The 24,921-nt window shown below is 64.1% G+C and carries 22 protein-coding genes; 4 read left to right on the forward strand and 18 right to left on the reverse strand.

The annotated features are described in order from the left end of the window. Nucleotides 1–43: 43 nt before the first annotated feature. Complete coding sequence (locus tag AB0H50_RS27220) at nt 44–994, reverse strand: hypothetical protein (protein ID WP_357457805.1); 951 nt, start codon at nt 992–994, stop codon at nt 44–46. Here AB0H50_RS27220 and AB0H50_RS27225 point away from each other — a divergent pair. Beyond that, complete coding sequence (locus AB0H50_RS27225; RefSeq protein WP_357457807.1) at nt 958–2,232, forward strand: SPFH domain-containing protein; 1,275 nt, start codon at nt 958–960, stop codon at nt 2,230–2,232. The two genes, AB0H50_RS27220 and AB0H50_RS27225, sit on opposite strands and share 37 nt — an antisense overlap. Nucleotides 2,233–2,257: 25 nt before the next feature. Here the strand turns inward: AB0H50_RS27225 and AB0H50_RS27230 are convergent, their stop codons facing one another. The 14 genes from AB0H50_RS27230 to AB0H50_RS27295 form a co-directional block, all read right to left on the reverse strand. Then, complete coding sequence (locus AB0H50_RS27230; RefSeq protein ID WP_357457810.1) at nt 2,258–2,920, reverse strand: hypothetical protein; 663 nt, start codon at nt 2,918–2,920, stop codon at nt 2,258–2,260. A gap of 8 nt (nt 2,921–2,928) precedes the next feature. Further along, nucleotides 2,929–3,969 (reverse strand): hypothetical protein, encoded by a 1,041-nt coding sequence (locus AB0H50_RS27235; protein ID WP_357457812.1) that lies wholly within the window; start codon nt 3,967–3,969, stop codon nt 2,929–2,931. Nucleotides 3,970–4,059: 90 nt separating this feature from the next. Next, nucleotides 4,060–4,410 carry a helix-turn-helix transcriptional regulator gene (locus tag AB0H50_RS27240; RefSeq protein ID WP_357457814.1) on the reverse strand — a complete coding sequence of 117 codons (351 nt, stop codon included), beginning with the start codon at nt 4,408–4,410 and terminating at the stop codon, nt 4,060–4,062. Nucleotides 4,411–4,416: 6 nt separating this feature from the next. After that, entirely contained in the window at nt 4,417–6,132 is a 1,716-nt protein-coding gene (eccE, locus tag AB0H50_RS27245; RefSeq protein WP_357457816.1) for a type VII secretion protein EccE, read from the reverse strand. A gap of 11 nt (nt 6,133–6,143) precedes the next feature. Next, the gene (mycP, locus tag AB0H50_RS27250; protein WP_357457819.1) at nt 6,144–7,481 is read right to left on the reverse strand and encodes a type VII secretion-associated serine protease mycosin; all 1,338 of its coding nucleotides are present in this window, start codon (nt 7,479–7,481) and stop codon (nt 6,144–6,146) included. Between the two features lie 17 nt (nt 7,482–7,498). Then, nucleotides 7,499–9,004, reverse strand: coding sequence for a type VII secretion integral membrane protein EccD (gene eccD / locus AB0H50_RS27255; protein ID WP_357457821.1), 1,506 nt, complete (start codon nt 9,002–9,004; stop codon nt 7,499–7,501). Then, entirely contained in the window at nt 9,001–10,284 is a 1,284-nt protein-coding gene (locus AB0H50_RS27260) for a MinD/ParA family protein (RefSeq protein ID WP_357457824.1), read from the reverse strand. Before AB0H50_RS27260 ends, eccD begins: the two co-directional genes overlap by 4 nt. Nucleotides 10,285–10,318: 34 nt before the next feature. Beyond that, a complete protein-coding gene (locus tag AB0H50_RS27265) occupies nt 10,319–11,131 on the reverse strand; it encodes an ESX secretion-associated protein EspG (RefSeq protein WP_357457826.1) in 813 nt (270 codons plus the stop codon). Between the two features lie 37 nt (nt 11,132–11,168). Next, nucleotides 11,169–11,468, reverse strand: coding sequence for a WXG100 family type VII secretion target (locus AB0H50_RS27270; RefSeq protein ID WP_357457829.1), 300 nt, complete (start codon nt 11,466–11,468; stop codon nt 11,169–11,171). A 36-nt stretch (nt 11,469–11,504) separates the two neighbouring features. Further along, nucleotides 11,505–11,876, reverse strand: a complete 372-nt coding sequence (locus AB0H50_RS27275) for a hypothetical protein (RefSeq protein WP_357457832.1) — start codon at nt 11,874–11,876, stop codon at nt 11,505–11,507. 78 nt (nt 11,877–11,954) lie between these two features. Beyond that, entirely contained in the window at nt 11,955–13,187 is a 1,233-nt protein-coding gene (locus tag AB0H50_RS27280; RefSeq protein WP_357457834.1) for a PPE family protein, read from the reverse strand. Nucleotides 13,188–13,196: 9 nt separating this feature from the next. Continuing rightward, nucleotides 13,197–13,514, reverse strand: a complete 318-nt coding sequence (locus AB0H50_RS27285; RefSeq protein ID WP_357457837.1) for a PE domain-containing protein — start codon at nt 13,512–13,514, stop codon at nt 13,197–13,199. Between the two features lie 108 nt (nt 13,515–13,622). After that, complete coding sequence (locus AB0H50_RS27290; protein ID WP_357457839.1) at nt 13,623–15,872, reverse strand: tetratricopeptide repeat protein; 2,250 nt, start codon at nt 15,870–15,872, stop codon at nt 13,623–13,625. A 234-nt stretch (nt 15,873–16,106) separates the two neighbouring features. Further along, on the reverse strand, nt 16,107–17,654 hold the full coding sequence (locus AB0H50_RS27295) for an amino acid permease (RefSeq protein ID WP_357457841.1): 1,548 nt from the start codon (nt 17,652–17,654) through the stop codon (nt 16,107–16,109). A gap of 673 nt (nt 17,655–18,327) precedes the next feature. On the opposite strand from AB0H50_RS27295, the gene AB0H50_RS27300 reads away from it, so the two are divergent. Further along, entirely contained in the window at nt 18,328–20,865 is a 2,538-nt protein-coding gene (locus AB0H50_RS27300) for a discoidin domain-containing protein (protein ID WP_357457844.1), read from the forward strand. 81 nt (nt 20,866–20,946) lie between these two features. Here the strand turns inward: AB0H50_RS27300 and AB0H50_RS27305 are convergent, their stop codons facing one another. Both AB0H50_RS27305 and AB0H50_RS27310 read right to left on the reverse strand, forming a co-directional pair. Further along, a complete protein-coding gene (locus AB0H50_RS27305; protein WP_357457847.1) occupies nt 20,947–21,429 on the reverse strand; it encodes a DUF4254 domain-containing protein in 483 nt (160 codons plus the stop codon). After that, complete coding sequence (locus AB0H50_RS27310; RefSeq protein WP_357457849.1) at nt 21,426–21,938, reverse strand: DUF4254 domain-containing protein; 513 nt, start codon at nt 21,936–21,938, stop codon at nt 21,426–21,428. Before AB0H50_RS27310 ends, AB0H50_RS27305 begins: the two co-directional genes overlap by 4 nt. Nucleotides 21,939–22,086: 148 nt before the next feature. On the opposite strand from AB0H50_RS27310, the gene AB0H50_RS27315 reads away from it, so the two are divergent. Continuing rightward, a complete protein-coding gene (locus AB0H50_RS27315) occupies nt 22,087–22,896 on the forward strand; it encodes a hypothetical protein (protein ID WP_357457851.1) in 810 nt (269 codons plus the stop codon). A 479-nt stretch (nt 22,897–23,375) separates the two neighbouring features. Beyond that, nucleotides 23,376–24,074 (forward strand): MerR family transcriptional regulator, encoded by a 699-nt coding sequence (locus tag AB0H50_RS27320; RefSeq protein ID WP_357457853.1) that lies wholly within the window; start codon nt 23,376–23,378, stop codon nt 24,072–24,074. Between the two features lie 4 nt (nt 24,075–24,078). On the opposite strand, the gene AB0H50_RS27325 is transcribed toward AB0H50_RS27320, so the two are convergent. Further along, nucleotides 24,079–24,780, reverse strand: a complete 702-nt coding sequence (locus AB0H50_RS27325; RefSeq protein ID WP_357457855.1) for a class I SAM-dependent methyltransferase — start codon at nt 24,778–24,780, stop codon at nt 24,079–24,081. Between the last annotated feature and the right edge of the window lie 141 nt (nt 24,781–24,921).

Consider the following 24,921-nt stretch of genomic DNA (forward strand, 5'->3'; position numbering starts at 1 on the left):
GCGACAACCTACGGGCCGATATCCCCAAGTGTGGGAGGCGAATTCAGCCCCTCGGACCGGCATCTCCTGAGGCGAACGAGGTGACGACGGCCAGGTCGCGGTCGAGAGTGGCGACGAGCTCCCCGATCACCACGCCGACATCGTCGGCCTCCTCCTGCAGCTGCCGGATACCGGCGGCTGCGAACTCGTCGGCGACCGTGTTGAGGTGCACCTGCACAACAGCGCTGTCGGCCTCGATTGATTCCGCGGCGACCGAGTCGGCGCAGGACAACTCGGCCGCGAGCTGGTCGAGGTGCACGCTGTACTCGGCCAACGCGGTTACACGATCGCAGAGGCTGCGCCAACCGGCATCGATCGGGGCGCGTGCGCCTGTGCGGGCCGACCTCAAGTGCCGGGCCACGCAATGCAGGTGCAAGGCGTGCTGAATGACGCTGTCCAGCTCCGCGGCCGGATCCAGCCGCGTCCGATGAGTGTCGAGGTAGCCACTGGCCCACGCCCCTGAGCCCATGATTCGCCGGCACACCACCCAGGCGCGACCGACGATCTCCTCGGCCCCGGTCTCCAGCGCCGATGAATCCGGCGGGTCCGCTGACGGCAACACCAGGTATCGAGTCGCTACCGCGACCGCCTGCCGCTCGGCTGCCGAGAGCCCCAGGCGATTTCGCGCGCCGATCAGCCGGCCACACACGATCGCGACCACGATCGGCACGCCGAACCCGAGCAGCCACCCCAGCCAGGTCCAGCCCAGGCCCCCGGCAATCAGGAAAGGAGCAGCCGTCGCACCGGCGATGGCTAGCCCCGCCCACGCTGTGGATTCTTCACGCTCGCCTGGGCCCGTTCCCCGATGCGCGGGGGGGTAGCCTGCCGCGCGCCGGTCGGCCAATTTTCTGCGCAACCCGGGCTCGAGCGCGAACTCGTCGACGAACATGAGCTTGCGCCCGAGCAACGTGTAGTCGATTGTCCGCGGCGCGGACGTCTGACCCGTTTTCGCCATCCCAGCCCCGTTTCCTTGTGGCGCCACCCATTGTGGTCTCGCACAGTGCGGGCAAAGCCGAGACAGCTTCCCTCAGTTGGGGACTGTTCAGGCACACCTGTCCCCGATTGCTGGCCGATACACTCGTCATTTCGAAAGACCTTCGGGCGCAGGCGGTTGCGAACGCGATGGAGGAAGGCATGGCATGGTTCGAGCGGGAATTCATCGCTGTTCCCGAGGAGCGGAAGAATCAGCTGGTCTACAAATGGCCCGACGTCAATATCCGGCGATTCTCCCGAATCATCGTCAACACCGATGAGATTGCTCTATTCGTCGATTCCGGTCACGTCACCGACGTCATGGGGCCTGGCAGGCACCGAGTAGACACCGCTGAACTTCCCGGCCTTGGCGCGGTCATCGATCGCCTGACCGGATCCAATGCCTATCGGGCCGAACTGTACTTTCTGCGCACACGGGAGTTCCCGGGCAACCGGTTCGGCGGTCGGATCGATGACATCCCCGACCCGCACAGCCAGCAGGTCGTGACGCTGCGAGTCTTCGGCGAATACGCGATAGCGGTGCGCGAGCCGAGTGATCTGGTCAGCGGGCTGATCGGTTCTGTCGATCTCGCCGATCCCGACACCGTACCCGCCTGGTGTTCGGACATTCTGATGCGATCGATGAAAGTCGCTGTAACCCAGGGAATTCTCCAAGGCAGGTGGCCGATCCTCGGGTTGTCCGCACACCTGGCCGAGGTGGATACTGCGGTGCGCGAGGTCGCCGACCGGCTATTGTCGGAGTACGGGGTGCGAATCACACGGCTGGGCAATTTCGATATCAATCTCGCGCCCGAGGACACGGACCGGATCAAGCGCCTGGCCAAAGACCGCACCTACATCGACATCGCGGGCGGGTTCCAGCCGTACGCGGCTGGCGAACTGGCGCTCGGCGCCGGACATGGCTTGTCCCGTACCGATGCCGGCGGGTTTCTCGGTGCGGCTCTGGGATTGAGCACTGTTCAGCAGCTGCACACACAGGCGGCGGACAATTCCCGCCGCTGCTCCGGCTCCGACGATGCGGCCTCAACCTCCGACTCAGTGTGCACTGGGTGCGGGTGTGCCAACCCAGCAGGCGCGCGCTTCTGTCACAAGTGCGGGAACCACCTGGTGGCGATTGATCGGCGGTGTCACCGCTGCGGCAATATTGTGCCTGCCACCGCACGGTTCTGCGGGGAGTGCGGTACAGCGGTCCCGCCCTGAGTGCGGTCAGCATGGCGAATAGTGTTCACCCGACCAAACCGGACCTGGCCAAAAATGTTCGTGCGGCCGCCTTGCTGGCGAAAGATCCAGTCTCCAAATGGAATCCGGTGACGGTGTCCAGATACAACACCGCATTCGCGGGGCTGATCGCAGCCACAGTGCGGCCCTCGGAGACGACCGTGCTCCCGGCACCGCGCCATCGCCCCACGAGCCAGTTGGCCTGATCCGGTGAGGAGAGCTGGATGTAGAACGGTAGATCCAGGCCGTTTGCCAAACCACCACTGAGCATCGGACTGTGTGCCGATATGACACATCGGTCGATACCCTGTTGCTGATTGTGCGAACGACAGGACGCGATCCCACGAATCGAGGCAGGCAGCGAGTCGGCGGCGGTAGTTACTGGCGGTCGAGGAATTTCCATCGGGCTGGACTGCATGATCACCCAAGCCAGCCCGACGAGCACCGTGCTGGCGAAAACCGCGGCCGCGACGGGCCGCCACAGCCTGGCGAGCCGCCTGGGCAGCCGCGCGGTGAGTGGAACCGCCGGCGGTGCGGGCGTAGGCACTACGACGCCCTTCTGTGTCGGCCCCGGTCGGTTGTCGCGTCGCAACGGCGCACCACAGTGCTCACAGCGTGGAGTACCGACAAGGTTGCGATGTGCGCAGTATTGGCAGTCGATTTCGGACATGGGAGCCGTCAACGTCCGGTGACCTGGATCGAAGATATCGCGGTGGTATTCACCGACGGCGCCCCACTTGATTCGAGAACTGTCAGTACGACCCGCGACGCGGTGACCGGCGGCTCGATCTTGGTCACAACCAAGGTGCGCTGGTCGAGGGTCTGCTGGGTATAGACGGTCGACCGGGGATCGTCGAAGCGGTAGGACACCCGCCGCACCGTGCGATAGCGGTCCCACTGGTCCTCACCGTTCTGTCCGACATGATCCCAGCCCGGGACGATTCCGATCGAATCGATCTGGTAGGTCTTGCCGAGATCGATGCGCAGGACTTGTCCATCGACGCGGTAGGCGCGCACGCATGCCCACGCCTTGGTCGTATCAGGACCGAAAGCATCTATCCCCGGGGTGCTTCCGGGTGGGCACCGCGACTCCGCCGACCGCACCGTGATCAGTTGCCCGCTGGCCGCTGCGGGCTCACTCGGTGTGGCCTGCGCAGTCGTGACTGTCGGCGATGAAGTCGGGACAATCAGCGGTGGTCTTGCAGTGGTTTCGTCATCATCGCCTCCGGCGACCAGACCCCACACCACCAGCACGAGAAGCACTCCGGCCGCAGCCAATGCCACCTTCGGCCGCCGCAGTTGCGTGATGGCTCCGCGCGCGAACACTGCGATCGGTGCCAGCGAGTGCGCACCCGGCACGGAGCGTGTCGTCGTGCGCCGACTGTGCTCGTCTTCTCGCCCGGGTTTCTTGTCTTCGCCATTCGAGGCGGGCGACGGCTCCGGTTCGTCGTCCCCGGTGTCGGGGTCGATGCCGCTCAGCAACGCATTGATGCGATCGCTGGGTTTCGGTTCTCGCCGGGCCGCGGTGGGCTCGGTGGTTGCGGTCTCCGTAGCGTCGGGTGGCTTCGCTTCCCCGCCTGCGGTGCTTGGTTCCGAAGCGGAAGCGTTATCGGGTGCTGCCGATGACGTGGCTGCCGGTTCCTCGGTCTTGGACAGAAGCGCGTCCAAAATGGCACCTCGGTGCCGGAGGAAGAGATCTTCCGAATCGGCGGCGGACATGATATGAGATCGTATTCGCCTCCAGTGCGATCGGATTCGCCACTGTTCCCGGTGAGGAGAATACCGACTTCGACCGACGGCTCCGACAGTTCACTGTGCTTTGTCGGTAACGAAGTATTCAGGTGGGACATCGAACACCCGCGACAGCGCGATGATCAAATCCAGGCGCGGGATCGCTTGTCCGTGGATGAGGCGATACAAGCCTGACTGTGAGACCGGCACATCGGGATACGAGAGTTCGAGATGCTGCGCCAGCGAATACAACGTCAGCGAACGGGTCGAGCCGTCCTCTGTCGACACCAGGGATTCGGAGATCAGTTCCGACAGTCGCCGCGAGAAAATCGCCGCCGCGGCCTGCCGCGGCGTGAGTTCGTCTCGACTCTCGTCAAGATGCGAACCGTTGACTTCGGATTCGAGCTCGGCGCCCACATTCACCGACATTACCGCTCACTCCCCTGCGCTCACACGGTGATCAACAGAACGCGGCGGATCGGGCACGGCGGCCACCGACGGCGGGATCGCGCCGGGGTTCTGCTCTGCCACGGGCTCTAGATATCGGGTCTCGCCGCGTGGTTCGATCAGATCCACCCGCACTGTGCGCATCGGGATGCCGACATCGACCGTGGTCGGACTCACCTGGTGAATCGTCAGGTCCACTGGCCGAGGACCGTCGGTGCCGGGCTCACTGACGGTCATGATCGTGTGTGCCGCCGAGACGCGTGGCGGCAGATGATCGAACACGGCGATCGTTGCGGTGTCGGTCTGCGGCTCGGCGTCGGACCGGTCGGTGCGCTCATCCTCGACTGCCGAAGCCAGCCGCAAGCAGTGCGGGTCGCCCACCGCCGCGACCAGGTGCTCCCAGCGACCCGGTCGATCGGTGTGAATTTCCACTTGCGCGCCGACCACGGTGGCGCGCAAGACGAACTGCTGCGCTACCGGAAGCTCGGCACACACATCGATGCGACGAGATTGCGGCTGATAGTGCGACGGATCGTAGAGTGGCAAGGCCAGCGTGTGACGGGGCCGGCCACTGATCGCTCCGAAGATCTGGCCGTTGGGGCCGATCGTGATCGTCAACTCGCGAAGCCCACCCGCATCACGATCAGCGCTGTCCCACATGGCCTGCGGCAAGGATCGGACCGACTCTCCCGTCGGCAGCGACGCCAACAAGGCGGTGGACTGCCGGCCTGTCAGTGGTTTCAGATACCGCGGCGCCGTGGTGTCGGTACCGATATAGCGCACCAGTACCCGCGGTCCGTCGGCATGGTGTGTCAGGCTGACCACGACCGTCGTGTGGCCGCTGTTCCAGGTCCAGCACTCTTCGAGCGTGGTCTCGCCGAAATCGCGCCAGTCGAGGGCATAACTGGTGACGCGTCGGCCGGGTACCGTCGATGTCAAACCGCGCCAGGTCTCGCGCAACTCGCTTATTTCCACGCCAGCGTGGAGTAATCGAGTGGCCTCGACCATCGCGGTGGCCGGCAGTACGAGCGCGGATACCCCCCGCTGCCGCAATCGGCCGGCGATACGGTGGGCGGCCGCGGCCAGCGCTTTCGGCGCCACAGCGGTGACAGGTCCGCGCCGCGCCAGGACCGCGAGGTTGCGGTCCAGGTCCAGGCGGATCACCAGCCAGGTCGACCGGTTGCCGACTACGGGATGCGGCCCGATGAGCTGGTCGTAGAGCATGCGGTAACTGCCCGTCGACCGGATTCGCTGGCCGGTGGTCACGATGTCGATGTCGACGGTGAGACCGTATTGATCGAGCATTGCTGCGACTGCGCTGACCGGAAGCGTGTCTTCGGTGTAGACCGACTCCTCGGTGATCACGGTCGGCAGATCCAGATTGGGAGCCAGCTGAATCATGGCAACCAGGATTGTTCCGGCGTCGCCGACACCGCAGACGCCGTCGGCGACACGCACGTCGGAGACCTCGAGCGTCGCGGTCCGAGCCCGTGCCCGGCTTTCTCGACGCCACCGATACTCAGCCCAATCGATTATCCAGCGCACGATCGTGCGTTCGTTCACCGCGACGGTCACCACGGCGGCAACAGTTGTCACGAGGGCCCCGGTGATCCACCAGGAAACCCGGCCACCTGAGCCGGCGAGCAAGACCGAGCCGAGTATCACCGCGCCCCCCAGCGGACCCGGTTCGAGTGCGACCCGCATACTGGGCGCCTTCACCGTCGCCTCCGCAGCATCGTGCCGAGCGGACCGATTCCCACGCCCAGTACGACCGCGGATGCGACGACCGCGGCGGCGATAAACGCAGGACGCCGATCTGCGTCCCGCGCGGCGGCGGGCATGTCCAGCGCTACCGGTCGCGAACTCTTCGAGGGAAGGCGGGGCGGGCTGCGAAAGCTCAGGGCCGCAAGCGGGTCGATGACTCCCGCCCCTACCGCATTGTCCAGACCACGGGCAGGTGCGTGAGCAGAGGCCTGCATGCGAGCGATGATCTCGCCCGGAGTTTCGTTGGGGAACCGAGACCGAAGCAGCGCCGCAACGCCGCTGACGTACGCGGCGGCGAAGGACGCACCAGCTGCCGGCACCAGCTTGTCCGGTGCGCCGACGCCGTTGATCAGCCCACCACCGCCGGGCCCGAGCGACTCGATTCCGGTGCCCGGCGCTGCCACCGATACCCACGGGCCAGTCAACGAATCCGGCATCGGGACGCCGGCTGCGGTCGTGAATCCCACCGTCAAGACATCGGGGGTGTACCACGCCGGCGTCGCGATAGTTTTGACGCCACGCCAGTTCCGCGGATCCAGTGGCCGATCGGGATCATGATCCGGGTTCTGTTCGCACCCGGTACTCCCGGTGTTACCGGCTCCGGCCACGATGAGGGATCCGCGTACATGCACCGCATATCCCACCGCGGATGCCAGCATGGACTGGTCCACCGCTAGTCCGGCGGGCACGCAGATCGGCAGCGACACCAAGATCACACCGGCGCCGAGGTTCGCCGCGTGCGTGATCGCCCGTGCAAGTGTGCGGATTTCGATGCCCAGCTGCTGAACCTGGTCATGCTGTGCCGGTTGTTCGGCGGTGAACGCACCGGAGCGGTACCGGATGGAGATCAGGCGTGCATCGGGCGCGACACCGGCGAACCCATCGACGGGATCGATTGTCGCACCGATGATTCCAGCGACCAACGTGCCGTGCGCGTCACAATCGGATAGGCCGTCGCCGCCGGTCAGGACGAAGTCGCCGCCGCCGAGCAGGTTGGGAAGGCGAGGATTGGGAAACACGCCGGTGTCGAGCACCGCTACCGTTACGCCGGCCCCTCGGCTCAACGCCCGGGCCGCCGCGAGGTTCAAGGCGGACTCCGTCGGCGGTGCCTGCGACAGGTCGCTGTTGGGCAGCACGCCCGCCGCCAGGCACATCTTGTCCTGCTTCATGGGTACTTCCGGCCCGACCGACGCGTCGGGCGGTTGAGTGTCGGTGATCTGCGGCGGATCGACCGCACCTGCCGGTACGGCGCCGGCCCCCGACGCCAACGCCGCCACCAGCGCGCACACCACAAGACTCGACCGCATCACAGCCTCCGCATCGCGGCATAGACGCCCATGATCCAGAAGGCCAGTACAGGCACCGCCACCAGCAGGGCGTACTCGATCAAGTCGATGATCCGTCGTGTCACCGGAGACAACCGCTTGTCGGGCAGGCGCAGCGCCGCCAGACATCCGGCCAGAGCGGCCAGTCCGATCACAACCGCGACCGTCAATCGCGCCAGCGTCGTCGAATACGTCTCGGTGAGCACTACCCCCGCGCTCGCGACGACAACTGCCGCGCCGGTGATGAGCGCAATCGCCTGCACCCGATCGGGATACCACCGGGCGCGCATCACCAGAATCCCGGCCACGGCAGCCGCGAGCACGATCTCCCGGATGCCGCCGGGACCGGCCAGCACAACCCCGGTCGAGGCCGCGACCAACAGGACAACGATCGCGATGATCAAGCCGCGCAACGCTTTCACAGCCAAACGGGCTCGACCTTCGATACTCGGTGCCCCACCCGGCTCTGCCCGCTGCGAACTGTCCTCGTCGGAGTCGGCGAGGTCGTCCGGCCGGGTCTGCGCGTCGAATATGTCGGTGAGCGTGGCCGGTGAGACCTCGTTGCCCGGATCTGGCAGGTCGGGAGGCCGTATGCGAGCGATGACCACGGCCAGTCGAGGCGCGGCACTGAGCAGCACAACCCCCACGAATGTCATGGCGGCCGACACCTGGCCCACCGATACGCTCAGTGTCAGCGGAACCATCGCAATCGTCGCGCACATTCCGAGAACGGTGACCGCCGTCAGCTCAGTGATCGCGATCCGGCACGTGCGCGCCAACACCGCTGCTACGGCTGCGGTGATTGCTGCTCCCGCAGCAACATTCGGCGCCGCGAACGGTCCCGGCACCGTGTAGGCCGGAGGCACGATCGTCGCGCCTCCGGCGAACATCGGTGCCAGCGCGGCCAACGCCAGCCCCGCGCTGACGGTGCCGGCACCACGGTTGCGGGCCATCACTGCGGCGACCCAACACGTCGCACCCACCGCCAGGGCGAACAGACACCACACCGCCGACCCGGTCCTGGTCCACGACCACGCCGAAAGCGCGGCCACCGCACCCACACCGGCCCCCAGTACGACCAAACCCATGATCATTGCGGTCGCGGGGTCGAACTCGGCGAACTCGCGGTCGTTGATCAACGCCAGGGCGTCGGTGATGTCCTCCACCACCGGGGTGAATACCTCCGCCGATTCGACCGGGCACAACATCAATACAGTTCCGTCGACGATGTCATGGTCGTTGAGGCTGCGCCACCGCGGAATCGGCTGCTCACCCGGACGAGCCAGGCTCCACTGCCCATGCGGCGGCGTGAAGTCGACATCTTCGTCATCGATTGCCGATTTCAACACTGCGATCAGATCGTCGATGAAAGTCTCGATGGTGAACTTGGTCGGAACCACCACATCCACCTGGTAGCTGGCGACAATCACCGCGATCCGGGCCCGCGCGACCTCAGCGGACTGCTCAGCGGCCTGGCTGGTGCTCACGCCCACGCTCCGGCATCGTCGGCTCCACGTGCGCCACCCACGACATAGCTGGGGAACCCATCGGCGATCGAAGCCGCAAGCTCCTCGAACGCCAGCCGCGTCGCCGGATCGAGCAGGCGCATGTCGATCAGCCCGCCCTCGGCCAGGTGCTGGTCGAAGGGTACGACCGTCGTCGGGCGCCGAATCGATGCGAACAGATGCTCGACCGCGTCCACATCGACGATAGGTTTTGCGGGATGCTGGTGGACCACAATGATGGTGGAGCGGCCGACCAACCGCTCCAGGCCGTGTGAACCCAACCAGCTCAAAGTCGATGCCGCCCCGGCCACTCCGCGAACGGATGCCGGTGTGACGACGACGACCGCATTGCTGGCCGCCAGCACCGCCTGCGTGGCGGGATGCAACACACCGGTGCCGCAGTCGACGAACAACAGGTTGTAGTGGCGGCGCAGGATCGCTGCCGCGTTATCGAATTCGGCACCGGACATCGCCTCGTTCGACTCGGTCGTCCACGGCGACGCGACGGTGGCAAGGTCGGCGGTATTGGTCGAGGTGAACGCCTGCACCGCCGAGAACGCCTCCACACCTGAAGCGCGGGCAAGATCCCGTAGCGTGAGTCCGTATGGATGTCGGCCGGTTCGGCTGGCCAGATCACCGAAGTCGGGGTTCGCGTCGATCGCGACCACTCGATCGGCCCTTAGATTGGCGAAGGTCGAGCCGAGGACGGCGGTCGCCGTAGTTCTTCCGGCACCACCTTTCACGCTGATCACGGCCACCTGAAACGTCGCCGTGAGCTGATGGCGAATTCGGTTGCGGCGCTCCTCGGTACGCTGCTCCGCTGGTGACAGCCCGAAACGGAAACCGACTTTGTTGAGTGCCCCCCGGACACCGCGGGTCGATCGCAGCCTGGCGGGCCGGTAGGCAGTGACCCCCACGAGCAGTTCGGGAGACGACAGCGCGGCGGGAAGATTCTCCGGCAGCGGTACGAGGTCGGACGAACGGCCCGCCCGCTCAGGTACCGGCACGGAAGCCGATGTTCCGCCCACATTGCGCATGTCCGACTCAGCCATCACTGTCGTCTCGTGCGCCGGTGCGCTGGCCGCCGATGTTGTAGGCAAGTCGGGCTGGTCGGCAGATAAGGGAGTTGCCGTCAGTTTCGGTTCCGGCACCGTCGTCACGGACGTCGTTACCGGCGGGCCGGGGTGCTGGGAGAAATAGGCGTCGTAGCCGACACGGCCTGGCTCACTCGAATGCGAGTTCAGGATTGGTGTTCGGTCCATATCCCTCGTCCTCTCCAAACAACACCGAAATGCCTCAACTCTCACGTGTGGTGTCGAACCAGCTACGCCCTGGCAGTAGCTCCACCAATGCAGCGATTCCCGCTTGCACCGCCGCATCGTCCCCCGGCGCATACGTCGACCAGACTTCGCCATCCATCGCCACCCGCGGAGTCACCACGATGCGTCCTTGCGGGGTATCGAGCACACTCAGGCACACCTCGGTCTGCACCGAACCGCCGTCGTGATGCTCCACCATCACAACTTCGGCCCGCCGCACCACCTCATCGAGAACCCGGCTGAGTACACCAGCGGTATGCGGATGCGCGCCCAGCTCCAGCAGCGCCCGTCTCCGTTCCGCCTGGTCGCTAGGAACCGCAGTGAACTGTTCCAAGGTCGCTGTGATTGGTTCAAATTGCGGCGCCGGGCCGGAGCCCATTCCCGCTATCAGCGCTGCAGTCAGCGTATTCAGCTGTCGTCCAGAATGGAATACCGATTGAATGATCACATGGTCATCGCATCTCACGGCCAGCACATGAGTGTCTTCGTGTCGGATCAGCGACATTCTCAACACTGCTGATGGCACTTCACCTGGGCCAAGATCGACGATCCTTGCTGCGAGTTCCACGTCAGGGCGGTATAGGCACTGGAGCCAGTGCTCTATAGCCGGATGCACTCGATCGTTTTCGATAACTCCTGCCGTGCGCAAGTCCTGGGCGATAATGGCGCGGACTTGCTCGAGGTCGTTGGCGTCAAAGACGTTGGGCATTAATGCAAGTACTGGCGGATATGCGTCGATGCCGACCATGTTCTGCAGAAACAGGGCGGCATCGACGTTCAGATCGACCACCGCGGGGACGGATAGGCTCCAATCCGGGCGCGTGCTGTCAACCACCAATCGACGTGAACCGGTTTGCTTGATTTACGTCGGTGACATTCATAAGACCGTCACTACCGGAGGTAGCAACGATCGCTCCTCGAACGCTATTCAAAGTCTGGCCATAAGCGTCGAGCTGAGCCTGCAACTTGTCGGTGACAGCTTGGTAACCCGTAGCACCTGCACCCGTAAAGTCCTGAAGCAGCTGATTCTTCAGAGTTCGCATGTTCTGAAGGTTGCTTTCCATTCCACTAATGATTGTCTGAAGGGTCGCACCACTTGCGTCCACTTTGACATAATTGTATTTCATAATACGTCAGATCCTATCTTGACAACGACTGAACTACTACCACGAAGTATTTATCTTGGCGGCCGAGCTCTCGGACCAGGATCCAGCATCCACGGCATGATCGTTACCCAGTGCAGCGTTAACGCGTCCGGCGCCCTCCAGGTCCTGAAGCTCGACCTGAACGCCGGTGTTGTTAAGCTCGTCGATAATTTCCTGCAGAGTGCCCGCAAGTATTTTACCTTTGGAATGAGCATCGCCGAGACTGTTGTAGATTGCCACGCCGGTCCCTTTGCTCTGGACTGCATCATGCAAATCATCCTGGACCATGAATAGTGCTTTGAGATGACTTTCGAGCTCCCCCAAACACGCAGCGGTGTTGTTCGCTGATCCGCGCAGCCTTTCAGGGTCTCCATTGTATTCGATGGTCATAAATACTCCTTTTCACTATGAGAACTGTCGACGAGATCGTTAAATCGAAAACGGATGGAAGATCGAGAATATGAACGCTCATATTGTTGTAGCCCGATTAATTGCCGACCAATCCATCCTTCCATCATCTCGGGTCTCTCGATCGTTGCCGTCTATGACCGCAAGGATGGGACGAGCGCCCAGAGTGGGTACATCCGAGAGGTAATTAGGAGTGAATGCCTTTGACTTCGCGGGATCTTCTTCGCGGCCGCTGCCGCGCCTCTGTGTCGATCTGGGGGCGGATACGCCTCGCGGCGGGGCTGTTCGAGTTACCGGTGCTGGCAATTGGTTCGCGAGTGGAGCGCCAAAAGCGGCGCCGCCCCCCATACCCAGGTGCCACTTTGCGGGCATTCGAAATCCAGTGGAAGCTCCGGACATGGCATTGAGTCCACCGCGAGTCAGCCCAAGTGCGACTGAGCTGCCTGCGCCGCCTTGCAGGGCCGCAAGCATGGGCGAATACGGATTTGTGCCTAAGAATCCGGTCTGCTCCGGCAGGTCGTGAGTCCACGGTGTGGCTCCGTCCGAGGCGCTGCCGATCGGCTCCGAGTTCCACGGAAGGTCCCCGGCTGCGCGAGCAACCTCGGATGAGGCGTTTTCGACGTGGGGTGCACTGTTGCCGACCTCCGATAAGGATTGGCCGACCTCGGGGGTCCGAGTCACCGGGTTGCTGGTTGCTCCCAAGGTCGAGCTTCCTCCGACCGGGTCGGCAGGCGGATCGAGCGGAAGCATCCCTCGGCCGGATGTGCCCTGAACGATATTCGGAGCGGTTGGCGGCGGCAGATGGCCGACATTGATCGCCGCAGTGGTTGCCGCATAGGTATCCATGGCCGCGGCTGCCATTGCCCACAGCCCGGCGTAGGTGAGTTCGTTGGCGGCAATGAGTGGTGTATTTTGGCCCATTGTATTTGTGGCAACATACGCGGCCAGTGCCATTCTGTTCGCCACGATGACTTCAATTGATGGCATCATCGCGCGGGCTGCGATATAGGCTTGTGCTTGGGCAAGAGATTGCGCTGCGAGATGAGACGCAGCTGCAGCAGCACTTCGCATCCACACATTGTGGAGACGAAATGCGTGAAGCGCCTTTATTGCGGATTCACCTCGCCACGTTGAGGCCATTTCGGATATCTGGCCCTCGATGCCGGTAGCGGATCCCTGTAGCGCTGCTGCGATTGCTTCGTAGACGTTCGCCGCAGCGATCATCGGCACTGGCCCAGGTCCGACGGAGAGTTGGATGGAGTTGTACTCTGGGGGGTATGCCGCGAAACTCACTGTCGTTCCCTATGCGAAACCGGCGGCAGTGGATTGCACACTACCCGCGTTAGACAGATCTGAAGCTTCGTACTCCATGCTGATCGGCACGAGTGCTGCTGCCCCATCGGCAAGCTTGGAGAGACCGTCGTGCACGATGGAAAGAAATTCCGCGGCGAAGGCTGTGAACGCCCCCGCTGCGGTATTGCTGACCGAATCAACGGCTGCCGGAAGCGGGCTGCAGGGCGCCGAACCATCGGCGATCGCCGATGAGAGAGCAGCCTGAATAGCGGTCAGGCTTGCGCTGGAAATCGTCAAATGTTCAGTCGAGACTTCGAGTGGCAGCATGGTGAGACTCCATTCGACGTGTATCCGCTGCGGCTCGAGCGGTATCAAAGAAAACGGTAGGGTATCCCCAGCGATGGGAGCAGGCTAGATGCGGCTGGAAAGCTGCGCCTACCACCGCGATAGCGGACGGATGGCATTCGCCAGGTCGATCAGCCGGTAGCGGTGCAGTCGGGTGGGAGCGAGACGCGCGATCGCACGCAGGGCTGCTTCCATGCCCTGCCGTAGCGCCGATTCAGTCCAAGGCAAGTCGAGGATCGTCGCGTCGGCGCGGTGCGGTCGTCCACCGTGACGCAGCCAGGCCAGGGCGGCGCCCAGCAGGATGATGCGCAACTGCAGTTGGCGGCGGTCGTCTCGGAGTTCGGCCAGGCGATCGGCCGCACGGTGGATATCGCCTTCGGTGGTCTCGTCGATCGGACGGGATGCCAGCAGGAGACAGCCGGTGCTGGTCGCGATCTGGCGGTAGCGCGACGCTTCCGGCACCTGGTCGAGAGCCGAAACGGCCTCTGGCACATCGCTGGTGGCAGCGAGCCCGCGTGCCATACCGAACGCCGCGCTGACAACGCCTCGGTTTGTTCGCCAGACCGCGTGGTAATAGTCGATCGCCGCCCTGTTCCAGCGTCGTTTCTCCTCCGGAGTGTCGAGCTGCTGGTAGATCAGTTCGGCCGTCGCGGCCAGCGCCATTTGAGGGGCGATTTCGCCAGAAACCATCGTGTACACGGTGTCGAATCGTTCGTAGGCACGGCGGTAGCGGCCGTCCAGCAGTGCGGCGAGTCCGGCGTACCACTCGATCCTCCAGTCCCCGCGGTGTTCAGGAAGCAGGGTGGCCAGCTGGGCGCAGGCGGTCTCGACTTCGTGGAGATCGATGTGCGCGCGAATGGCAGCAAGGGTTCCTTCGATGGCGAAGGTGTCAGGAGTATCGATGGTCCCATCGCGCATTCGATCCTGGGACCGCTGGATCGCTTCCAGTGCCCGGCGTGGTTCAGCGTGCAGCAGGCTCGACAGCAGGTCGGCGCTCGGGTCTTCGCTGTCGACCAGAGGAATCGGCAGTGTCGCAACGATATCCGCAGCCTGCAGTGCAGCGCTCTTGTGAATACCGTCGACGATGCCGTCGGTCTGTCCGATCACCGTTTCGATTCCGAACTCACCTCGCATCGGCGAGAAGACCACCGACGCTTGTGGGTGTTCCTGGCCGGTCTCGGTGGCCAGCACCGCACGAAGAACTCCGGACAGTTGGTTGTACATGCTGTAGGCAGTCGGGAATCGTTGTGCCGGATCGGGATCGGTTGCGCGGAGCAACAGCCTATGGAGTGGCGGGTGACGCCGCAGTGTTGCGGACTGCTCAGGGCGGGGCATTCCAGGGAGCAAATGCCCCGCCGCGTCTGTGGGTAGGTCGTGGATGAGCGCGGCAAGCGTCCGGCCCACGGTGTAGATGTCGGACGCGACAGTTGGCCCGGTAGTGGTGAACTCGGGTGCTTGATATCCGGGTGTGCCATACAGGCTGCCGTATGCGCCGATGGCCGCGACCGCGCCGAGATCGATCAGTTTGACCTCGTCCTCGGTGACCATGATGTTGTCGGGCTTGAGATCGTTGTAGGCCAGGTCGAACGAGTGCAGGTAGTCGAGTGCAGGCAAGACCTCGAGCACGTATGCGATGGCTTCCGATACCGGAAGGCCCAGCGGCGCGTGAAGTTCGAGCATCGTCTTCAGCGAGCGACCACCGACGTACTCCATGACGATGTACCCACAGGACACGCCGTCCGCAGATCGGTGATCGACGAAGTTGTAGATCTTCACGATGCCGGAGTAGGCCATTTCGGCAAGGAACTGGCGCTCGGCCAGCGCGACCACGTGCGCCTCGAAATCGAGCGGATTCTGTAGTCCTTTCAACACCACCCAGCGGTCGCTGACATTGCGGTCGATCGCCAGGAAGATCCACCCCAGCCCGCCGTGGGCGAGACATCCCTGGACCTCGTATTGGCCTGCCACGAGCTCGCCCTGGGACAGTGGCGGGCGAAAGTTGTAGGGAGATTCGCACTGCGCGCAACGACCCGTCACCGATCCCGCCTCGGTGCCGGTCGATCGGCCTACTGGTTGATCGCAGCTCCAGCAGAACCGTTTGTGTTCGGGCACTTCGGGATTCGCCAGCACGGCGGACATCGGGTCGGCCGAGGCGATCCGGGGAAGGACTACCAGTCCCCCGCCGAGGCGGCGCACACTCGGGCGTGAACGGCTGTTGGGAGGAGGGGGGTCCTCCAGCGTAGCCAGGAGATCCGCGTCGTGTTCCCCCACCATCTCTGCGACGGGATCGGAGCCCGGTGGACTTGTCGGAATCGGTTTTGACAGTTCGGGGTTCGGCATCCGGCGGGTAGCCCATGGATGGTTGAACCGACGGCGGAACTCGGTAGCGCGCAGCCTCTGGCGAGCCCAAGGATGCAAGTGTGGACCGCCCGGCACGCTGGAGTGTTCCGGCATGCGCCCCTCTCAGATCCACGGGTGGAGAGGGTCATTCTGGTCGGAGCTTCCCAGCCTGGCGATCCCCCTGCGTTCCCCAGGCTGGGAAGCATCCGCGCGGAAAGCCGCGTGGGCCTGTCGTTAGTCGGTCGCAGTGGCGTCTTTGTGCGCGGCGCCGGTCGAGCGCTCGCGCACGAGTGCCTCGAGTGGTCGTTCCGTAATGATGGGGAACTGCCCGGTGTAGCCCTGGCGTTGTGCTGCCAGTTGCGTCACGCGGCGGCGCACCACGAACCAGCCGGCCACCAGGGCCGGGACCATGATGATCGCCATGGTGAGGACTGCACCACGCTGAATGTCGTCGTCTCCGAATACCATCAGCGCCACCACACCTGCCAGGAAGATCAGCACTGCGACGTTCGTATAGGGCGCGCCGACCATCCGGAAGCTCGGACGCTCCACCTGCCCGCGCCGCCACCACCGCCACAGCTGCAGGTGACACAGCATGATCGTGGCCCAGGTCGAGATGACACCGAGCGCGGACATGTTGAGCACGATCTCGAATGCTCGCTCGGGCACAACCGCGTTGAGTGCCACACCGACTGAGGAGATCGAGGCGGTAGCCAGGATTCCGACGTAGGGCACGCCGCTGGCGGACATGCGGGCCGTGATCGCCGGGGCACTGCCGTTCATCGACATCGACCGCAACACTCGCCCGGTCGAATACAGCCCGGCATTCAGGCTGGAGAAGGCAGCGGTCAACACCACCACATTCATCATCGACCCGGCACCCTGCAACCCCAGTTTCGCGAAGAAGGTCACGAACGGGCTCTCACCGGACCGAAATGCCGTGTACGGCAACAAGAGTGCGAGCAGTACGAGGGACCCCACATAGAACACCGCGATGCGCGCGATGACGGAATTGATGGCACGCGGCATGATCTTGGTCGCGTGCTGTGCTTCACCCGCCGCGGTGCCGACCATTTCCACGCCGGCATAAGCGAAGACGACGCCGGTGGTGACGAGAACCAGGGGCAGTACCCCGGCCGGAAACAGCCCGCCGCTCTGGCTGATGACACTCGCACCGGTGTGCTGACCCGCGAGAGTGAATCGACCCGCTAGGAACACTGTCCCGACGATCAGGAACACCACCAACGCCAGCACCTTGATGATCGCTGCCCAGAACTCCAGCTCACCGAACCACTTCACCGACACCAGATTGATGCCCACGACGATCGCCAACGCGATCAACGCGATCAACCAGCGGGGAACCACCGCGAACGCCCCCCAGTAGTGGAAGTACGCCGCGATGGCAGTGATGTCGACGATCCCGACCATCGCCCAGTGGAAGAAGTACATCCAGCCGGCAACGAACGCCAGCTTCTCGCCGTAGAACTCACGTGCGTAGGAGACGAACGAGCCGGATGACGGCCGGTGTAGTACGAGTTCACCGAGCGCGCGAAGGATGAGGAATACGAAAATGCCGCACACCGCGTAGACCAAGAACAGGCCCGGGCCCGCGTGGGCGAGCCGACCTCCCGCTCCAAGGAACAGACCGGTGCCGATGGCGCCACCGATGGCGATCATCTGAAGCTGCCTGGGACGCAACGCCTTGTGGTAGCCGGCGTCCTCGGCGTGCAGCGCGTCCGGTGCCACCGTCGGCGCATCCGAAGGGGGGTGGGATGTGGTCATGAGAGTGGCCTTTCCAGCAACGGAAGGTGCGACGTCAAGCAATGTACCGTCAAATAACGGTACGTTCAATGGGTAACTTCAGGGAGTGTCTGAGCCGATCGCCGACGTGGTCTCAAGGCTTCTCACACTTGGGAACTGGCGGCGCTCGGTGCGCGCCACGATCGAGTACCGTTCGATTCGCTCTACAAAACGCCAGGCCATCGGATAATCCGATGGCCGACTCGACGTCGCGGCCGGATTGCCTCGCCCGCGCCTCGCGGGGACGCCCCCTCTTCCACCGCGAGGTGCGGCACTGCAGACCCACCCTGCGCCCGTGGCCGTATCGGCCGCGACACCTGCGCCCCCGGATCCCGCTCCCATTCCCCGGATCCGGGGGCGCACCTGCTCCCGAGTTACCACGCCCGACCTGCCAGTCGAACGGCATGCGGGCTCGTGCGGTTCGACGCGAACCTGGAAAGAAGACGAGATGGTGTTGACCCGGATATCGCGGTACCTCAGGCGATTGAGCTGCCGAAACCGTGCGCTGACCGGTATCGCCCTCGCTGTGATCATCACGGTGACGGTGGCCGGGATGGTGGTCGTGGTACGGCACACTTCAGGCCCAGCGTCGACCGCGTCCTGCCCTAGCGACGATCCAGCCTCAGCACCGGAGTGGGCACCGTCGAACATAACGGTGTCGGCTCCGGCGAGCAGCCACCCCTTCGTCGGCAACGGCTATCTGGGCCTGCGGGTGCCACCACACGGAATCGGTTATACCGCAACAGGAGAGAAGACGGGGTGGCCGCTCTACACTCCGGCGTTCGACGGCGCATTCGTCGCCGGGCTCTACAGTCACACCCCGGCTGTCGCCGATGACCGGGAAGTCGTTGCGGCGATTCCGAATTGGTCGGGACTTACTGTCCGCATCGGAGCCTCTGAGTACACCCCGGACACACCGGCGGCCCAGATCAGCAGGTTCCGCCAGACACTCGACTGGCGCTGTGGTGTCGTCCGCACCAAACTCACCTGGACCATCGAGGAGGGCAAGTCCGTCGATCTGGATTACGCCGTGCTCGCCGACCGCTCCGACCAACACGTCGGTGCTGTCCGGCTCACTGTGGTGCCACGCTGGTCGGGTGAACTGGTACTGACCGATGTGCTCGACGGCGCCGGGGCACGACGGATAACTGCCACCGATGCTGGTGCCAGCGACCAGGATTCCATTCACGTCGGCTTCCGCACCGAGGGCACGGGGGTCACCGGCGCGGTGACCTCGGTGCTGCGGCTACCCTCGGACCAGGCACAGCGCACCGAGGATCGCACGGTAACCGCCAACGGCCTCACCGCTCGACAGGAGTTCCGTCTGCAGGTTCGAGCCGGCGAGACCTATGAAGTCACCAAATTCGTCGGCGTCGACACCGCACACACCGCACCGGACCCCGCCGCGGCGGCGTCGGCTGCGGCACGCCGTGCGAGTGAGCGAGGCTGGTCTACCGTATTGGCCGATTCGGCTGCGGCGTGGCGGGCGTTGTGGCGTGGCGACATCGCTGTTCCCGGGCGTTCCGATGTGCAATCGTGGGTGCGAGGAGCGCTGTACGCGCTGTACGCCAGCACCAATCCCCAACAAGACAACAGCATCTCTCCCGTCGGGCTGAGCAGCGACAACTATGCCGGCGCGATCTTCTGGGATGCCGACTTGTGGATGTTCCCCGCCCTCGTTCAACTTGCCCCGGACTTGGCGAAATCCATTGTGGAGTACCGGTTTCGGACCCTGCCTGCCGCGCAAGCAAATGCGCAACGACTGGGCTATCGCGGCGCGTTCTACCCGTGGACGAGCACCAGCCGCGGAGATCTCGCCGAGTGCCACAGTTGGAATCCACCGCACTGCCTGACTCAGATCCACTTGCAGGGCGACATCTCACTGGCAGCGTGGCAGTACTATCTCGCCACCGGCGACCAGGGCTATCTGCGGGAGCGGATCTGGCCGATCATGAAGAGTCTGGCGGAGTTCTGGACAGCGCGCGTCACCTCGAACCCCGACGGTAGCTACTCCATCGACAACGTCGCGGGTCCGGACGAATACAGCAACGGTGTCAGGGACGCCGTCTACACCAACGCGGTCGCCGCGCTGGCACTGCGCAACGCTTCCGAGGCCGCACAGGTGCTGGGAACGACGCCGCCGCCGGAGTGGACGGGCATCGCCGATCGCCTACGCATGCCCTTCGACCAGCAGCGCCAAGTCTTCCTCCAATACGACGGATACCAGAGCACACCGATCAAGCAGGCCGACACGGTACTGCTGCTCTACCCATTGGAATGGCCTATGCCCCAATCGGTGTCGACCCGTCTATTGGAGTACTACGCCCAGCGCACCGATCCCGACGGTCCGGCGATGACCGACTCGGTCCACGCAATCGGCGCGGCCGGAATCGGCATGCCCGGCTGTGTCACACACACATTCATCGATCGTGCGGCACGGCCCTTCGTTCGCGCACCGTTCGGCCAATTCGCCGAGGCTCGCGGTGAAAAGGCCGGAGCCCACGACCCGCTGGCAGGCGCACCCGCGTTCACGTTCGTCACCGCAGCGGGCGGGTTTCTGCAATCGTTTACCAACGGCCTGCTGGGTCTTCGGCTCCGGCAAGATGAAGTGGTCGTCGATCCGATCCTGCCACCGGAGCTGAGCAGCGGGATCACCGTTACCGGAATGCACTGGCAGGGGCGAACGTTCGACGCGCAAATCGGACCTGACGAAACCACCATCGTGCTCACCGACGGAGCGCCGATGCCGGTCCGCACTTCCTCGAGTGTGCGGACGATCGAAGTCGATCAGAAACTGACGATCAACACTCGACGTCCGGATCTGTCGGCCACTGAAAACCTCGCGCGCTGCAAGCCGGTGACCACATCCTCCGCCGAAAGCGGCAAGTACGGCGACGCGGCCGTGGACGGGAGCCCGGCGACCGGGTGGACACCTGCCAGCTCCGATGCCACCTTGACCATCGACCTCGGCGCGAGCACCGACATTGAGCAAATCGTGCCCCGCTGGGCGGGACCGGAACAGCCCGCCTACACCATCTCGGTGTCGTCGGACACCGAACATTGGACGCCCGTCGCCGTCGAACCACCCGGGCGTCCCGGTCGCGCACAGTTTGTACGCATTCGCTTGTCGGGTGCCGCCCTGGGCGCTATGCCCAGCCTGAGTGAGCTGGAAATACTCGGTTCTCGAAAGTGACTTGTGTGTTGGTCCATACCGCTTGGGTGTGGACCAACACGGGACTGTTCAACGATCCTCGCCCGTGAATCCCGGCGAGCATTAACGGAACAAGTGCCGTGGACCGAACTCCCGCATTTCCGGATAGCCGCGGTGAGCCGGGAGCCGTCGGGTCCCGGCGTGCAACTCTGCGGTCAGCGTGGCGTATCCATCCGCCAGTTCGGCTAAGCGGGCTCTGACATCCTGGAACACCAAGTCCGTGCCGTCGGCCAGCGCGACATAGGCATAGGTGGTGAGCCTGGCGATGCGGTCAACTACCTGCCCCATCGATTCGGTATGCACCGACGCGGACTGTGCGGTCGGCGGCAGCACTGACGACACCCAGCCGTCGATGACCACCATCCAGCGCTGACGGGCCGCGTTGAGGTACACCACGGTCTCGTCCTCCCGGCCAGCCCCCGTTTCGTGCAACTCGGCAAGTTCCCCGGCCGCAGCCAGCAGCAGGTTGTCCCGCGCCGGGCCTCCGCGACAGGCCGCCAGCAGCTCGTCCTTACCGGGCAGCGGAGTCGAGTTGGGCGGCCTCACAGGCTTCCCCCGACCGCAACTGGCAACCGCCGCTCGCCGTCGACGACTGCGGAGACCAGATCGTCATAGCCATTGACCAGCTCGGCGAGGCGATGCCACGTCGCATGTATACGCGGGTCTCGGGCTGGAAGCGACTCACGCAGTAGCGCCTCGGCGCGCACATGCGCTGCGGCCATATGGTCGATAACCGAGCCGATGGTCTCGGTATGCACCGCCCGATCGTCTCTGTGGTGCCGCACTTGCCCGACCACCCACAGGTCGATAGCGTCGATCAATTCGATACGTGAACAAGGTCTTTCTCCCACAGGCACGATATGCCACGGCGCGCATGCTCCACGGTGCGTTTCGGCGAGCTGGCTCGCCCACCGGGCGAGAGGGTTAGAGACGGCGCGCTCCCCACGCATCGCGCTCAACAACTCCTCCGCTCGCGGAAACGGCCCGAATCCACAATCGCACCGAGACTCTGGTCGCCGGCGCTGCCGATAACCGTCACGAGGCCCTTTACCCATGACATCCGCCTAACTTGCATGGTTCGAACGGTAGAGTTCGACGCTAGAACGGGCACAGGCCGAGCGGTATGGTCCAAAGGTGGAAGCTTCCCAGGAGCGGTGAGCACCTACCGGCCTCGGTCGACGCCTGACTCCTACACTTCGGAAGATGGTGCAGCCGACTCCCTGGCAAGCGAAGAAGCCGCATGCCCCACAAGCAGTTTCGGCCGGGCCACCGCTGAATTGGGTGACACGACCATCCAGCGTCGACCTCCGTACGTTCCTGACGCGGCTGCGTTCGTCCTCTACGCCGCTGCGCGGCCATTGGGGCTACCTGTGCACGGCGACAGGCAACATCGTCGTGTTCTTCCTGATGTTCAAGCCGTGGCTGCTGGCCACCCACGCCGACGGCAAGGTCACAGCCACCGCGTTCGGGCACATTCGAGTGACTACCACGCTGGTAAGCCTATGGTCGTCCAATCCCCCAGCCGTCGCCCCGATCAGTGGCAGCTGGGCGATCGTCGCCAGCTGCGCTATCGGCGCCACCGTGATCACTGTTGGAGCCAACATCCGCGCACGTTCGAACCTGCTGACCCTGCTGGCAACAGGTTCGGCGGTGGCAGTCACAATCCTCGTCACCATCACCATGATCCACCTGAGCAGCACCGGGATCGCCTTCCGCAACATGGTCGGTACAGGACCGATTGTCGATGTCGGAACGCAACTCGGTCTCATAATCCGGTGGGCGTCGGGCAATGGAACCTACCCCATCCCAGGACACAAGACTGTGTCCTACAACGCCACCGCAAACCTCACCACAACGGCGTTCTACGCGTGCGCCATCTCAATGATCTCAGCGGTCGCCGCGATCGCCCAGTGGATCCGGTCCGCCCGTGTCAGTCGCCGGTCCAGTCCTGCGGTCGCGTCACCGGAGGTGGTCTTGGCTGCCGACGCCGGCAAGTCCCTCGAGAACCCGTGATCCGAGCCGGTCGACGGGATCCCACAGGATGCGGAGCAGCGCGTCGGACCATGCCGTGCTCGTCCATTTCGCATCCTTCCGATACGACCTCCCTCGACTCCTAATCCCGGTTTTCCGGCCGGACCAGCTCCGATCGCTGGCACCGTGGAAGCGATCTCAACTGAATGGGCAACTGGTGTACGAATCACGGCTCAGTCACCGCAGCACCTGACAAGGATCTGTGCTGCGCGCGGATACAAGTGTGGCGTGACATCGCCGTGGCTTGCATCTGCAGGTTCGCGCGGTGCCCGGAACGGGCTACGGGCCCCGGCAATCCACCTGGCTGCTGAGCAGTGGCACACTGTGGCGACTCGTGCATACGCATCACCCGTGGTGGGTGCATCTGCCAGACGAGTCTCCCAATGCGGGCTCCGCTCGAAGGGCCACAGGAGCACCAATCACCGACGGGAGAACACAGAGCGGTGTGGTTTCCTTGACATATGGCAGCGGACATGGAGTACACGATCGACGAACTGGCCCGCGCAGCGGGCACGACCGTCCGCAGCCTGCGGGTCTACCACGAACGCGGCGTTCTCCCTCCGCCCGACCTCAAAGGCCGCACCGGCTATTACAGCCCCGACCATTTGAACAGGGTGCGCACCATCAGCCGGCTCCTGGACCGCGGCATCAAACTCAACGGAATCAAGGAGTTGCTCAAAGCCTGGGACCGTGGTGACGACCTGGGCGACGTCCTGGGAGTCGGTATCGCCGACAGTTCTTCTCAACCCCAAACCGAAAAGACCATTAGCGCAAGCGAGCTCGAACAGTTATATCGCGAAGTCCCGGACGGCTTGATTCGGCTGGTTGCCCTCGGCCTCTACGACCGCGTCGACACCACCACGTACCGGCTCGTGGACCCTCGGCTCGCGGAGATCGCCGACCACCTCATCGCAGCGGGGATCGCCCCCGCCGCGGCGATCGCCGAACTCGAGCACCTGCGGGCCGACGCCGACCGTATTGCGCGTCGATTCGTCGGTCTGCTCGAGCCGACGGTGACCGCCGCCGATGGCGGCCCGGACGACGCTCGCATCGCACCGGTGAACGTCGGCGTCCGGGCCGTCGCTGCGCAGGCGACCGCTGAGCTCGTGGACCGATACATCACCCGCTACGTCGAATCACGCGGTTTATCGCAGGCATAGCTCGCTACGACGGTTTCCGCCAGACCAGTGCCACGCTGAATGGATGCCCGATCAGGCTGCCCCACTTGGGTTTCGATTCGATCCAGGTGTCGTCGACCAGCGCCTCGGATGTTTCCATCAGCTGCCATCCGGCCGCGGCAGCGGCGGTCAGACGATCGGTGAAGAGGTGCAGGTGAGTGCTGATCGCAACGGGCTCACCGGTCCAGCTCGTGTAGTGGGTCGGCATGCCGCTCACCATCATGAACTGTGGGTGGTAACTCACCATGACCAGGAAGCCGCCGCGCACGGCGAGTCGGTACGCCTCGGAGTACAGGGGCGCCAGGTCCGGAAGGTGCTCATCGATCAACGAAGCGATGACCAAATCGTAGGTCTCCGCCCGCAGGCCCGTATCTCGGACATCCCGCAACGTCAGGGTCGAATGCGCTCCGCGCGTAGCCGCTCGGCTCAGCATTCCGGGACTGAGATCGACACCGTCGATCCGGGTGATCCCACGTCCGCGCAACCACGCGCCGGTGCGCCCGGTGCCGCACCCGAGGTCCGCTGCCGAGTGCACCGACATCCAGTCCACCTGTTCGAGCCGATCCAGCAACGCCAGATCCATTTCGGGCATGACGATGTCGTCGTAGGTCGGCGCCCATCCGTCATACCCGGTCACGACGTCGACTGAGCGGTAATTGCGGCGGTCGAAGTCCGCAAAGGTCGGCATACGCACGAGCGTATTACCGTCGTTGCCCTGCGGATTTGCCAGCCGTGGGGAGCCGTCGACTTCTTGCCCTCAAAGAACTGGCCCTCAGTCGCCTCCCCACCGTTGAGAGGACGTCGCCGAGCAACAGAACAAAACGTCCTT

Origin of the sequence: Nocardia sp. NPDC050793, from assembly GCF_040654065.1 — a bacterium.
In the GTDB taxonomy this organism is placed as follows: Bacteria; Actinomycetota; Actinomycetes; order Mycobacteriales; family Mycobacteriaceae; genus Nocardia.